Origin of the sequence: Clostridium luticellarii, from assembly GCF_002995845.1 — a bacterium.
GTDB lineage: Bacteria > Bacillota > Clostridia > Clostridiales > Clostridiaceae > Clostridium_B > Clostridium_B luticellarii.
Genome location: NZ_PVXP01000080.1, coordinates 1 through 13,141, shown reverse-complemented (window position 1 = coordinate 13,141; position 13,141 = coordinate 1). Strand labels below are relative to the sequence as shown.

13 protein-coding genes are annotated in these 13,141 nt (G+C 34.0%); 3 read left to right on the top strand and 10 right to left on the bottom strand.

The window, feature by feature from the left end; genetic code table 11:
- Window positions 1-86: 86 nt before the first annotated feature.
- The 5 genes from CLLU_RS16230 to recQ form a co-directional block, all read right to left on the bottom strand.
- The gene (locus CLLU_RS16230; protein WP_106010820.1) at window positions 87-437 is read right to left on the bottom strand and encodes a GNAT family N-acetyltransferase; all 351 of its coding nucleotides are present in this window, start codon (window positions 435-437) and stop codon (window positions 87-89) included.
- A 141-nt stretch (window positions 438-578) separates the two neighbouring features.
- Window positions 579-1,070 carry a CbrC family protein gene (locus tag CLLU_RS19215; protein WP_242977709.1) on the bottom strand — a complete coding sequence of 164 codons (492 nt, stop codon included), beginning with the start codon at window positions 1,068-1,070 and terminating at the stop codon, window positions 579-581.
- 395 nt (window positions 1,071-1,465) lie between these two features.
- Window positions 1,466-1,996 (bottom strand): CDP-alcohol phosphatidyltransferase family protein, encoded by a 531-nt coding sequence (locus CLLU_RS16220; RefSeq protein WP_106010819.1) that lies wholly within the window; start codon window positions 1,994-1,996, stop codon window positions 1,466-1,468.
- A gap of 169 nt (window positions 1,997-2,165) precedes the next feature.
- Window positions 2,166-3,068 carry a fumarylacetoacetate hydrolase family protein gene (locus CLLU_RS16215; protein ID WP_106010818.1) on the bottom strand — a complete coding sequence of 301 codons (903 nt, stop codon included), beginning with the start codon at window positions 3,066-3,068 and terminating at the stop codon, window positions 2,166-2,168.
- A 38-nt stretch (window positions 3,069-3,106) separates the two neighbouring features.
- Window positions 3,107-5,260: a DNA helicase RecQ gene (gene recQ, locus CLLU_RS16210; protein WP_106010821.1), complete on the bottom strand. Its 2,154-nt coding sequence runs from the start codon at window positions 5,258-5,260 to the stop codon at window positions 3,107-3,109.
- A gap of 301 nt (window positions 5,261-5,561) precedes the next feature.
- Between recQ and CLLU_RS16205 the strand changes: the two genes are divergently transcribed.
- On the top strand, window positions 5,562-6,392 hold the full coding sequence (locus CLLU_RS16205; protein ID WP_158255938.1) for a YitT family protein: 831 nt from the start codon (window positions 5,562-5,564) through the stop codon (window positions 6,390-6,392).
- Window positions 6,393-6,470: 78 nt separating this feature from the next.
- On the opposite strand, the gene pdxR is transcribed toward CLLU_RS16205, so the two are convergent.
- Window positions 6,471-7,895, bottom strand: coding sequence for a MocR-like pyridoxine biosynthesis transcription factor PdxR (pdxR, locus tag CLLU_RS16200; RefSeq protein ID WP_106010816.1), 1,425 nt, complete (start codon window positions 7,893-7,895; stop codon window positions 6,471-6,473).
- A gap of 102 nt (window positions 7,896-7,997) precedes the next feature.
- On the opposite strand from pdxR, the gene CLLU_RS16195 reads away from it, so the two are divergent.
- Together CLLU_RS16195 and CLLU_RS16190 are read left to right on the top strand one after the other, a co-directional pair.
- Window positions 7,998-8,486, top strand: a complete 489-nt coding sequence (locus tag CLLU_RS16195; RefSeq protein ID WP_106010815.1) for a peptide deformylase — start codon at window positions 7,998-8,000, stop codon at window positions 8,484-8,486.
- Between the two features lie 8 nt (window positions 8,487-8,494).
- A complete protein-coding gene (locus CLLU_RS16190) occupies window positions 8,495-9,181 on the top strand; it encodes an aspartate/glutamate racemase family protein (protein WP_242977707.1) in 687 nt (228 codons plus the stop codon).
- A gap of 184 nt (window positions 9,182-9,365) precedes the next feature.
- Here CLLU_RS16190 and CLLU_RS16185 read toward each other — a convergent pair whose 3' ends face one another.
- The 4 genes from CLLU_RS16185 to CLLU_RS16170 form a co-directional block, all read right to left on the bottom strand.
- Complete coding sequence (locus CLLU_RS16185; protein ID WP_106010813.1) at window positions 9,366-10,280, bottom strand: sensor histidine kinase; 915 nt, start codon at window positions 10,278-10,280, stop codon at window positions 9,366-9,368.
- Between the two features lie 71 nt (window positions 10,281-10,351).
- Complete coding sequence (locus tag CLLU_RS16180; protein WP_106010812.1) at window positions 10,352-11,089, bottom strand: ABC transporter permease; 738 nt, start codon at window positions 11,087-11,089, stop codon at window positions 10,352-10,354.
- Complete coding sequence (locus CLLU_RS16175; RefSeq protein ID WP_106010811.1) at window positions 11,089-11,994, bottom strand: ABC transporter ATP-binding protein; 906 nt, start codon at window positions 11,992-11,994, stop codon at window positions 11,089-11,091. Before CLLU_RS16175 ends, CLLU_RS16180 begins: the two co-directional genes overlap by 1 nt.
- A 116-nt stretch (window positions 11,995-12,110) precedes the next feature.
- Window positions 12,111-12,788, bottom strand: coding sequence for a response regulator transcription factor (locus CLLU_RS16170; RefSeq protein WP_106010810.1), 678 nt, complete (start codon window positions 12,786-12,788; stop codon window positions 12,111-12,113).
- Window positions 12,789-13,141 lie beyond the last annotated feature (353 nt).

The following is a 13,141-nucleotide window of genomic DNA, read 5'->3' as shown; positions in this document are numbered from 1 at the left end:
TAAGAAACATTCCTTTCCTTGGTATGGTGTTTTTGACAATTCTATTATACCAAAAGGAATGTTTCTTTGCTTTATATCTTAAAAATTCAGGCTTCCGCCTTTATTTTAATGTGCGAAAGTTGAGTAAAATAATCTTTAGACTCTCTATGAAATAATTCTATTGTTCCAATTACAGTATTATCTTTTTTATCTATAATAGACCATCTTACAAAACCTTTTCGGTTATACTCGAACTTCCAATAATCAAGAACCTGCTTCATTTTTTCACTGGTATCATAGTAAAAATCATCTCCGCCACAATTATCGCTATTAAATAAAGGAACTGCTTTTTTATCAGAATATACTTTTAACAAGTCATCACAATCATCTATAGAAATAAATCTTAAATTGAATTGTTTATTTTCAAATTCGGGGCAACTTACATATACACTATCCATATTTATTCTCCTTTTCAAATTGCTATTTATAATACTAGACCCTAAATTAATAATTTATAAATATTCTTCTGTATTCTCTGAATATTTTTCCACTTCATCACCATTTGCTCTCAACATTAATTATCTCTTCTAATATTTTAATTAATCACAATCTGCACATAAACAGTATTTCCCACATTTTAAGCATCTAAATAAATAACCGCACAAAGAACCATTGGGAGATAAATATTCCTTTAATTCTTTAGTATCATATCCGGTAAAATTTTCAAAGTTATTTGGTATTCCCAGTTCTTCAAGCTTGTCCCATTCTACATCACCTAAAAATTCACAATAATCATCACAATGTGCAGGCCAGTTGCTTCCTTGCCAACTTATGTAACTAGGTGTTCGATATAAAATTTCATCGCGATATTCTTCATTTATTACATTTTCATCATTAAATATATTTTGTTGAAATTCCCCATCAAATTTTTTAGCAGCTGTACCATTAGCAATACATTCTGGACACAAACACTCAACATCTTCAATACTATAAAAAGGGCCTTCATAATAAACATCAACAGTTTCACCGCAGCAGCCACATATTTCTGAGCCCCAACTGTTAATATATTGGTGTTTATTGTATCTGGACAATACTTAAATTTAGGAATCTTACCCATAAAAGATTTTGTTACTTCATTTTTTCTTTTTATCGCCAAACGATCTCCATACCACTCATATTTTTGTCTTAATTTAAATAATTTCTTTCTATCCTTCTTATTATTTTTTTCTGCTATTTTAACATAACACTTATAAGCTTTTTCATAATATTGTAATAGTGAATATATGTTAACTAAAACATTCTCTATTTGACTGCTCTTATTTTGTTTAATTTCTAACTCCTGCATAAGTTTATACAATTTATCAATTTCTTCTGCTGTTGCTTTTTCTTTTAAAAAGTCTTTTGCTAATTTTAGATATACTTCTTCATAATTATTATCCATGCTATGACCCTACCTTCTTAAAAATTTATATATGAACAATTTTCTCTATTTTGTGAATATACTTTTTCTGTTTATTTGAAGTTCACTTGATGTCAGCTGAATAATTAATTCCTCAATTGCTGATATACTTGCCACAGCACAAATTATATAAATTAACATATTTGTGTCAATATAAAGAAACAGTATTGGAAATACGAATAAAAATATCCCGGTGATTTTATTTCCATAAGTATGAATGCTTGCAAAAGTTTTATATTTTTTCAAGGCCACAACCATAGATATCAATCTAATAGCAGCAATTGAAATAATCCAAATGACTATTTCAATTGCTGGATTTATGATTGGATAAAATATAAATAGTAATACAAAATCCATTACCATATCAGCTATGGAATCAAGCTTTGCTCCAAATCTGCTTGTCGTCTTTGTCTTTCTGGCAATAAACCCATCAATAATATCACTGAATCCACAAATAATATATATTGCATAAAAGGCTATACTTAAAGAATTAACAAAAACTAGAATCACAGATAAAATTATTCTACTAAACGATATGCAATTTACTATTACTTTCATCTCATCATCACCTGAATATTAGCAATTTGTATTTTCAATTATTTACTTCTACAAATTTACTATTTATATAGCTCAATCTTACAAGGTTCAGATGAAAAAGTATCTCCTTATGGACTAATTTATCTGAACCAAGAATTGCCTTACCCCGCAGTATCTATATATTCAAATCCTATAGAGTTTCCACCACATGATTTACCAGGCTTCCTACCTTCTCGATGCGGCATTCCACTACATCTCCGTTTTTCAATACCTTGACAGGCTCAAATCCCATGCCCACACCGCTTGGCGTACCCGTGGATATAATATCGCCTGCTTTTAAAGTAAGTCCTCTGGATAGATCACTTATTATATGTGGTATATCAAAAATTAGATTTTTGGTATTGGAATTCTGTCTTACTTCTCCGTTTACCATACATTTGATATCCAGCTCAACCGGAAAGGGTATCTCATCTTTATATACTATGCAGGGACCCATGGGACAAAAAGTATCCAGGCTTTTCCCCTTGAACCACTGAACATGTTTTCCTTGAAGATCTCTGGCAGACACATCATTTATTATGGTATATCCAAATATATATTTTTCAGCGTCCTCCAGCTTTATATCTGCACCGTCTTTTCCCATTATTACTCCCAGCTCAGCTTCATAGTCCACCTGTTTTGTAACTTCCGTGGAAAATTTGATATAATCCCCGGTTCCCACAGCCGGCGAGGCAACTTTTGTAAAATATATAGGTACCTCCGGAATACCGTTTCCCGATATTTGAGTCATCTTTATCTCCCTGGCATGCTCCTCATAATTTTTACCAAGACAGAATACATTTCTCCTGGGATAAGGTATTGGTGCTTTTAATTTAACTGAATCCAGTGAAACAGGTTCAACGACTCTGTTATTTAAAAAGAGCTCCATTTTGTGTGATTTATCCTCATCCAGATACTCTATAAATTTCTGCATGGTTCCAGGTATATCTTTCTCCCCCATTTTTTTCAGCAGATCCTTGATATCAAAAACATTGTTATTCTCCAGAATTCCTATGCTCTCTTTTATTTCATGCACATAAGTTACAAATTTCATATTACCACCCCATTTTTATAATTTTAGAATTCAAAACTTTAGTTATAATTTTCCAAAATAAAATCTTTAAGTATGACTGCTTTTATCATGTCATAGCTTATACTGTCCGGGAGAGACTCCTTAATGGGCTTCAGCCTGGATATTCCCAATTTTTTTATAACCTTTAAAATCACATTTTCCTCATCTTTTGTAAATAAATCATCAAACTTTATCTTCAGATTTGATTTTTCTCCCTGTTCCAGATATTTTGTAATATGAGAAAGCACAGTGGATACAGTGAGTTCTCTTTTTTTTGAAACTTCCTCTATACTCATATTATTCTTCAGCATGCTTACGGTTATCTCAAAAGTTCTCAATTTATTATTTTTTCTGCCGCTTTCTTCCGAAAAATTTTTCCTGAAATACCAGTCGGGATGTATCTTGTTTTTTTCTACATACTCCCTTATAACATTTAAAAACACATCTCCATATTTTTCAAGCTTCAATTCACCTACCCCGGATATGTCAAGCATCTGCTGAGAAGTTACAGGATATCTGCTGCTTATTTCCCTTAAAGTGGCATCCGCAAACACCAGATATGGTGGAATGGATTCCCTGCCTGCTATCTCCCGTCTCAGGTTTCTCAATATCTCAAACAAATCACTGTTTTCAATTATCTTTTCCGCTCTGGCAGGTTCCTTCAATATTACCTTTTCTTCTCCTTTTAATATTTTTACAGAATGGGAGTTCAGTACTACCATGGGATATTCACCTTCTCTCAATGAAATATATCCCTGAGCTATAAGTGTATTTATAAAGCTGGAAAGTTCATTTTTTGAATAATTTTTCATTATTCCATAAGTGGAAATTTTATCAAATCCATATTGAAGTACCTTTTTTTGCAAAGAGCCTCTGAGCACATCCACTATCATATTTACACCAAATTCCCTTTTCATCCTGTAAATACAGGAGAGCACCTTCTGGCAGTCCACGGTTTTATCCACATATTCCCCTTTTGTTATACAGTTGCTGCAATTTCCACACTCCTCATAATCCACCTGTTCTCCAAAGTAATTCAATATATATTTTCTCAAGCATCCATTATAATGGACAAAATCCACCATGCACTGGAGTTTTTTATATTCATTCAATCTTCTCTCCGGAGACTGTATACTGGTTTCTATTAAATATTTCTGTGTGATTACATCCTGAGGGGCAAACATAAGTATACATTCACTCTTTTCACCGTCACGACCCGCTCTCCCTATTTCCTGATAATAGCTTTCTATATTCTTGGGTATATTATAGTGAATCACAAATCTTACATTTGATTTATCAATACCCATTCCAAAGGCATTGGTGGCAACTATTACACTTATTCTGTCATACACGAAATCCTCTTGATTTTTTTTCCTGTCTTCATTGGACATTCCTCCATGATACCTGCCTGCAGATATATCATTTGCCCTGAGTTTTTCATATATGCTGTCTACTTCTCTCCTTGTAGCAGCATACACTATACCTGATTGCTGTCCATTCGTCCTTATATAATCCAGCATATGTCGAAACCTGTTTCCGCCTTTAAGACAGCTTATCTTTAAATTTGCCCTGTCAAAACCGGATATAAAAACAGCAGGATTCTTTAATTTTATCTGACTCACGATATCTTTACGCACTTCTTCTGTGGCAGTGGCTGTAAAAGCTGTAACCACAGGCCTTATGGAAAGATTCTCTATAAATTGATCTATGTATGTATAACTCACTCTAAAATCATGACCCCACTGAGAAACACAGTGTGCTTCATCCACTGCCACCTGGGAAATATCCATGCCTTTAATAAAATGGCAGAACTCACCGGATTCCAGCCTCTCAGGCGCCACATACAGTATTTTTACATCGCCCTTTTTCAAGGCAGAACATATATTCAAAATTTCACTTTGGGTAATTGAGCTGTTTATATAAGCAGCTCCTATCCCCAAATCCTTCATGCTGTCCACCTGATCCTTCATGAGAGAAATAAGTGGAGATATCACAATAGTTATACCTTTAAAAAGAAGTGCAGGTATCTGGTAGCATATGGACTTACCACCTCCCGTAGGCATTATGGCCATGGTATCTTTTCCATCCAGTATGCTCTCAATCACCTTATTCTGATCTCCTCTGAAGTCGTCATATCCATAGTATTTGTGCAAAACTTCCAATGCACTGTCAATCAATGTGTTCACCCCTGTACTTGTTATATATTCTAAGCAGATTATACCATATAAAGCTGTATCCGGCCAAAATACATGTACAAAACACATATATGAAAATATTATACGATTTAGTAAATATTTTCTTGATATATGCACTATAAGTCATTATAATGAGTATTGTAAATGATAATTACGGATTTATTTAATTGGCGGCATTAATTTATCATTACAGAAAATCTGCCATATGAACATAGTCTTTCATCCTCAAGGGGACGGAGGGCTTTTATAATGCCTATATTTTAAGATGGGGGTAATTGGGATGAAAAAAAGCATATGCAATTTTATTGTGATTTTATTTGGATTATTTTTATTTTCATTTGCTCTAAACGTTTTTCTTGCGCCGCATAAAATCGTGCCGGGTGGAGTTTCTGGACTGGCTATTGTACTTGAATCCGTAACTCATATAAAGAAATCAATTATAATGGGTATCTTCAATATACCTATTTTCATTCTGGGGTTGCTGACACTAGGAAAAAAATTTGTACTGAATACAGTGCTGGGTGCTTTTCTTGTCCCAATATTTGTAGAACTAACCAGCAATATTGCACCATTTACAGAAGATATACTCTTATCTTCCCTGCTTGGCGGTGTACTTACAGGTATTGCAGTAGGCATGCTCTTAAGCAGGCAGTCTTCCGTAGGCGGCACAGATACCATAGCCAAAATTATATCCAAATACACCCATGGCCCTGTAGGCAAAATAATGATGGGCTTAGATCTGTCCATAGTGATGCTTACCTGCTTTGTTTTCGGTATAGAAAAAGCATTATATGGCGTAGTTACAGTATATTTGATTGGAAAAGTGGTGGATATATATATCAGGGGATTTACTGATTCCAAATCCGTATTTATAATTTCAGATAAAATCGAGGAGATCAACGATTTAATTTTGACCAGGCTGCATGGAAAGACTACTAAAATTGAAGCAAGAGGCGGATATACAGATGACAAACGCCATATACTGATGTGCCTTGTGGCAAATACGGAACTGATTAAACTCAAGAAAATAGTGAGAGAAGTTGATATAAATGCCCTGGTTTTAATACAAAACTCCTACGAAGTCTATGGGAAAGGATTTGGTGCCACTTAATCATGTGTATTGGATAGGTGAGTGAATTTATGTCCACTCGCCTATTTTCAAGCATTCTCTCTTGTAAAAATCTTCAATTCAAAACCAGGCTTTTTTTAAAGATTTTATTCCATTTTCCATCTCCTCAAAACTCAGGTGTCCATATCCCATCAACACCATATTATGTTTTTTATAATTATTTTTATCAAAATAATAAAACGATACAGGATAGACTTTAACCCCTTTTCCCAGGGCTCTATTTATCAATTCCCTCTCATCCAGCTTGTTTTTTACCTGAAGTACAATGTTGAGTCCTGCTTTCTCACCATAGACGGCGGCATTTTGTCCAAATTCATTTCTTATACGTTCTATAAGAAACTGCTGTTTTCTGGCATATATATTTCGCATTTTCCTGAGATGGGCTTCAAATAATCCTCCTCTCATAAATTCTGCAATTGTCAGCTGATGAATTTTGGATGCAGTTTGATTTATAAAGCTTCCTTTTTCAATAAAAAGATTCATTATGCTTTCAGGTAAAATCATATATCCAACATGCATTCCGGGAAAAAGAGTTTTTGAAAAAGTTCCAAGATAGATCACTCTATTTTCATTATCCAGGCTTTGAAGTGAAGGTATTGGATTTACATTATATCTAAATTCGCTGTCATAATCATCCTCAATAACATATCCACCGCATCTGTCAATAAAATTGAGAAGTCTTATACGGTTTGAGACAGGCATGATCATACCCATGGGATGCTGATTGGACGGTGTTACATATATCAACCCGGGGACTGTTTCCAGGCTTTCAAGTTTTTTTATGTCCATTCCGGACTGCGTTAATTCAACAGGCTCTATATTATATCCATACCATTCAAAAACCTTTCTCACAGGAGAAAAACCCGGTTCTTCAAAAGCAATACTCCTATTATAATGCTCACTAAGCAGGTCGCATAATACAGCCATCAAAGTCTGTGTCCCTGCACCTACAATTATCTGTTCAGAAGAACAAGCCACCCCTCTTGAACTTTTGACATAATCTGCAATCTGATTTCTTAATTCAAATTCACCTCTGGGATCCGAATAGGTCAATATGCCTATATTTTCTTTTTTCATAATACCCTGCTCAATTTTTCTCCAGCTCGCAAATGGAAAACTGCTGTGCTCCACTGAACCGGGTTTAAAATTATAAGGATATGGCCTCTCATCTATATGAATACTTCTCAGCGGTTTAAGCTTTAAGGGTATATTTTCTCTCTTGACGGTTTTTATCTGCTTATCTATAGCTTCTACATAATAACCACTGCCTTTTCTGCTATAAACATAACCTTCACACAACAGCTGGTTATACGCCGCCTGAACTGTGTTTCTGCTGATACAAAGCCTGTCCTTAAGCTGTATTATAGATTCCAATCTATCATCTTTTTTAAGTATACCTTCCAGTATAGCTTTTTTGTAGCATCCATATATCTGAATATACAGCGGTTTTTCACTTTTCTTTTCAATAAATACTGGTATTCCCATAAAATCATCCCCATAATTTTTATAAAAATTATACCTTTTTATAGTAACAATTATATAGTAATATTGTATCAAATATATATCACATGTAAAGGAGATCGTTTTATGATAAAAGAAATACTGTTACTTGGAAATGAAGATCTATATAAGAAAAGCCTTCCTGTTGAGAAGGGAGAAATGGATGCAATAGAGAAAACTGTTTCGGATTTGCACGATACCTTAATTGATTTCCGCAAAAAATATAACGCAGGAAGGGCAGTTGCAGCGCCGCAGATTGGAATATTTAAAAGATTGATATACATGTATATCGACAAACCCATGGTTTTTATCAATCCCATACTTAAATTTGACAATAATGAGATGATGGAAGTTATGGATGATTGTATGTCCTTTCCAAACCTGCTGGTAAAAGTCAAACGATATAAAAAATGTATCGTGATGTACAAAGATATAAATTTCATGGATAAAACAATAAAATTTCAAGGAGATTTATCAGAATTGATACAGCATGAATATGATCACCTGGATGGAATACTGGCAACAATGAGAGCCGTAGACAACAGATCCTTTTATCTAAAAAACAAAGGAGTATAAAAAAAATCATGAAAAAAATAGGAATTCTGGGTGGAATCAGTTCCGCCTCCACAATTCAATATTATAAAACCATACTTGATATGTACTATAAAAAATTTTCGGATTACTATTATCCCGAAATAATAATCAGCAGTTTAAATTTTCAGTATTTTACAGATTTAGAAAATAGGCATAAAACTTCTGAATATATAAATTATATAATAAACGGTATAAATAGTTTACAAAGATCTGGTGCCGATTTCGTCATAATGGCTGCAAACTCCCCACACTCAGTATTTCACAGTATAAAGCAGCAAATAGATCTGCCTGTGCTGAGTATTGTGGATACAGCTGCTGAAGAATGCAGCAGACTTAAATTGAAAAAAGTATTATTGACAGGGATAAAGTACACCATGCAAAGCTCTTTTTATCAGAAAGGATTTGAATCCTGCGGCATAGAGGTATTGACCCCATCAGAAAAACATCAGGATGAAATAAACTCAATAATTTTCAGTGAACTTGTTTTAAATAGGGTAACGGAAAATGCCAGAGAAAATTTCAGGAAAATCTTGTCCAGCTATGATGTGGATGGTGTGATTTTAGGCTGTACCGAATTACCATTGCTGCTAAATCAGAAAGATATGAAACTTCCATTGATTGACACTCTCAAGCTTCATTGTAAAGCGGCATTATCATACGCTTTAGTAGAATCCTGAACTGGAGTCACAGCCTCAAAATACCTTCCTGCAGTAATGATTAGCAGAGCTAATTTAGTGGCATAACAGTTTTTGACCTGTCATGTTGTAAAACTGATAGCCATCGGATAAGTTTTTTCAAGATTCAGATGGAAAAAAGCATTTCTTATGAGCAAATTCCATCTGAGTCCTAAGAACCATGTGATTAAACTTTAGGAAATAAAGCAGATATTGAGAATTTGCCATTATTATAAAAAGCTTCTATTGTTCCATTCAACTGTCTGGTAATTTCCCTGGCTATTGTCAGCCCTAGTCCTGTAGTTTTTTTATTTCTAGATTTATCCTTTGTGTAAAAACGTTCAAAAATACAATCTAAATCATCTCTGCTCATGGGTTCACTAAGATTGGAAAAAGTAAACATGTAACTAGCTGATTCCTTGGATTCCTGAATTTCAAAACAATATTCTCCCTTGCCATGTACAATTGCATTAAATAAAATATTTGAAAATATTCTTTTCACGCCCTGTTCATCCCCTCGTATTATACAGGGCTTTTCCGGAAAGTGAACAGCTGGTTCCTCCCCCTTCCTGTAAAAATCATCATAATACATGACAAGTGTATCCATCAAAACTTTCTTTGCGTCCATAGGCACATGTTCATAAGTAATCTCACCTGATTCAATACGTACATATTCAAATAATTGTTCCAGCAGTGTCTTGACCATATTCTGCCGTTCCAATACTATTGCCAGGTACTCTTGCTGTTCTTCATCTGCAGCACCTGCCTGGAGCATTTGAACGTACCCGCTGGCAGTTGTCAGCGGTGTACGCAAGTCGTGTGAAATATTAATTATACTTCGTCTGAAATCCCTGTTCAGCCTTTTAATTCCTATGCGGGACAGTCTTACATCCCGAATTAAATTATTGAGCTGATTAACCACCTCTGTAATATCCCTTTGTTTTACTGTTACTGTCAGTAACTGATTGGTATCTATATTTATAATTTCCTTTAATTGTCTCGTAATATGCTTGATATTCATGCGATAATACAGATGATAAAAAACAATTATGATAAACATAAATATCAATAAAAAAGTTGTGATTACCCAGATATATTCCATATTGACTCCTTTATATGAATTACCCTATATCTATAACAGATCCAGAAATTATGCTATTTCATCACCATCAGTCAATCTACATCTCTTTTTGAGAACAACAAACTGGATCCCAGAATTGTAATTATTCCAATTAAGAAAAATACAATTGAATACTTCATAACATCCTCTGGTTTTGAAGTGAAATCAATTATAGTCTTACGCATATTTGTAAGAGAATATCTTGTAAAAACATCATTCCTAGTTAATAAAGCAAGCAAATTCGCTACAAAATTGCTGCCTGTAACTAGTAAAATAGAAACTATAATTGCAATACCTTCGTTTTTTAATAGATAAGATAAGAAAGTGCCAATTCCTGCGATACCCCAGAACATGCAAATCACCCCAATATTCATCCGAATAAATGCAGCTGTATCAACCTCTCCTAATTCAGATAATATTGTACATGATAATAAATTTAAAATTCCAAACCCCAATAGAATTATCGTAATAACAAAAGACATGGCTATATACTGTCCAAGAACCAATTTCCATCTGGCTATTCCATGACAGGCCATTTGCCGTATACTGCCATTTGAATATTCAGCAGTAATTAGGCAGGCTATAAAAATAGGGATGATGTAGAAGATAAAATCTGCACCATAAGAGCCTTGATAATTGGAAAATCCCGTTCCTGACATCTTCCCTTTTACCTTGAGAGAAACAGAAGCTGCAAAGGAAATACCATTCATTGCCAGCAATATAATTGATATGGCATAAAAAATCCTGCTTTTAAATATTTTATAGAATTCACTGGAAACAACATTCATCATTATTGACTGCCTCCCATCATCTTCAGGAAATACGCCTCTGTATCATTTCCTTCCAGGCAAATTTTTGATACTAAAACACCATTCTCAACCAATTCCTTATTGATCTGTTCAGGTGTATCCAGGCAGTCATAAATGCAGATTTTCCCTTCATCAAATACTTTGAAATCTTCACTTTCCATGTTGTTTTTTAAAATGTAGGCTGCTTTTTCAGAATCATTTACCGAAATGGCAAGACATTTTTTACAGCGCTCTTTCAATTCCACTGCTTGAAACTCATCCACAAGTACTCCTTTATCTATAATTCCATATTTTGTTGCGATCCTGGCAAGCTCTCCTAAAATGTGAGAGGAAATCAATATGGTAATTTCATTTTCACTATTGAGTTTTAACAGCAGTTCTCTAACTTCCTTGATACCAGAAGGATCCAATCCATTGATAGGCTCGTCCAGAATAAGAAAATCAGGATTACCCAATAGGGAAATCGCAATGGATAAACGCTGCTTCATGCCAAGGGAAAAGGCTTTAGTTTTCTTTTTGCCTGTATTTTGTAAACCGACCAGACTTAGGACCTCATCCACATTTCCATAGTCCGTAATACCAAGCAGTTTATCATAATAAATCAGGTTTTCCCCTGCTGTCATGTAAGGATAAAGTGCCGGCTGTTCAATAACGCATCCCATTCTTTTTCTGTTTTTTTCTAAATTGCTGCTTTCAAACAGCTGGATGTCACCCTCATCCTGGTAAATTAATCCACAGGCAATTTTCATAATCGTTGTCTTGCCTGCACCATTTTTTCCTATTAGTCCGTAGATATCACCTTTCTCAATATTCAAGTTAACCTTGTTTACAGCTGTTTGTTTTCCATATTTTTTAGTCAGTTCATCAGTCTGTAATACAAACCCCATATATTTTTCCTCCTATTTTGTATAATTAAAGTATTATTTAAACCTATATTTAAATAATAGATAAAAGGTATTAAAATAAGGTTTAGAATTTATCAAGAAAGTACAAAGTTTATACATTAATTGTCCTGCATTTTATACCCTATTCCCCAAACCGTTTTTATGTATGCTTCTCCATGTTTCAATTTATTGCGCAAATTACTGACATGTACCGTAACTACTCTTTCATCCACAATACATTCCTCAGACCAGACGCTTTCAAATATATTCTGTTTGGTAAATACTTTCCTTGGATTACTAATTAACAATTGCAATATACTATATTCTTTCATTGTAAGTTCAATGGGCTGGCCCTTGACAGTTACGATATGATTTTCACTGTCCAAAATCATATCTTTGAATTGAAATATATTGGATTTATCTATGTTTGTATCCTTGTTCACTCTTCTCAATACTGCGCCTATTCTCACAATTAATTCCTCATTATTGAAGGGCTTTGTTATATAATCATCTGCCCCATCTCGAATCAGTCCAAGTTTAGTGTCTAAATCATCTTTTGCAGATACACATATAATAGGAATTTGGAATTGTTCGTTAATTTTCGTTAAAATCTCTTCCCCGCTCAATCCGGGCAGCATCAAGTCCAATAAAATCAAATCAAAAGACTCTTTTTCCAATAACAAAAGAGCCTCTGTGCCAGAAAATGCAGCTGCTGCCGTGTATTTATTTTTTCTCAACAAAGTTTGCAGCATTTTATTGATTTCAGGATCATCCTCTACAATTAATATCTTATTCATCCTTCTCTACCCTTCTATAAATAATCTATACAATAATTATATCAAAAAAACACCCCCACATTGTTTTTTAGCTAAATATAATAAAATATTTAGCTATTACAATAGGGATGCATGAGTTCACAGCACTCACTTAATTTTTGAGTTCAACATATAAACTCAGCCTTGATACAGTATAACACCAGCAGCTGGCTTATGAAATAAAAAGTATTCTCAAATCGATGGTTTTTTTAATAACTCAACTTTCGCAGGAGAAAAGCGATAGCTTTTCCTTGATATAACAAGGCAAAGCCTTAATAAAACTATCGATTATGAGGTCAATAATCTCTTTTGAAAGTAAAACTTTTTCTTTTAAT

Bases quoted from the DNA above. Each gene is read 5' to 3' on its own strand.
- CLLU_RS16220 (WP_106010819.1), bottom strand. From the start codon at position 1,996: ATGAAAGTAATAGTAAATTGCATATCGTTTAGTAGAATAATTTTATCT.
- CLLU_RS16170 (WP_106010810.1), bottom strand. From the start codon at position 12,788: ATGAATAAGATATTAATTGTAGAGGATGATCCTGAAATCAATAAAATG.
- CLLU_RS16230 (WP_106010820.1), bottom strand. From the start codon at position 437: ATGGATAGTGTATATGTAAGTTGCCCCGAATTTGAAAATAAACAATTC.
- CLLU_RS16195 (WP_106010815.1), top strand. From the start codon at position 7,998: ATGATAAAAGAAATACTGTTACTTGGAAATGAAGATCTATATAAGAAA.
- CLLU_RS16190 (WP_242977707.1), top strand. From the start codon at position 8,495: ATGAAAAAAATAGGAATTCTGGGTGGAATCAGTTCCGCCTCCACAATT.
- CLLU_RS16180 (WP_106010812.1), bottom strand. From the start codon at position 11,089: ATGATGAATGTTGTTTCCAGTGAATTCTATAAAATATTTAAAAGCAGG.
- CLLU_RS16175 (WP_106010811.1), bottom strand. From the start codon at position 11,994: ATGGGGTTTGTATTACAGACTGATGAACTGACTAAAAAATATGGAAAA.
- CLLU_RS16205 (WP_158255938.1), top strand. From the start codon at position 5,562: ATGAAAAAAAGCATATGCAATTTTATTGTGATTTTATTTGGATTATTT.
- pdxR (WP_106010816.1), bottom strand. From the start codon at position 7,895: ATGGGAATACCAGTATTTATTGAAAAGAAAAGTGAAAAACCGCTGTAT.
- CLLU_RS16215 (WP_106010818.1), bottom strand. From the start codon at position 3,068: ATGAAATTTGTAACTTATGTGCATGAAATAAAAGAGAGCATAGGAATT.
- CLLU_RS16185 (WP_106010813.1), bottom strand. From the start codon at position 10,280: ATGGAATATATCTGGGTAATCACAACTTTTTTATTGATATTTATGTTT.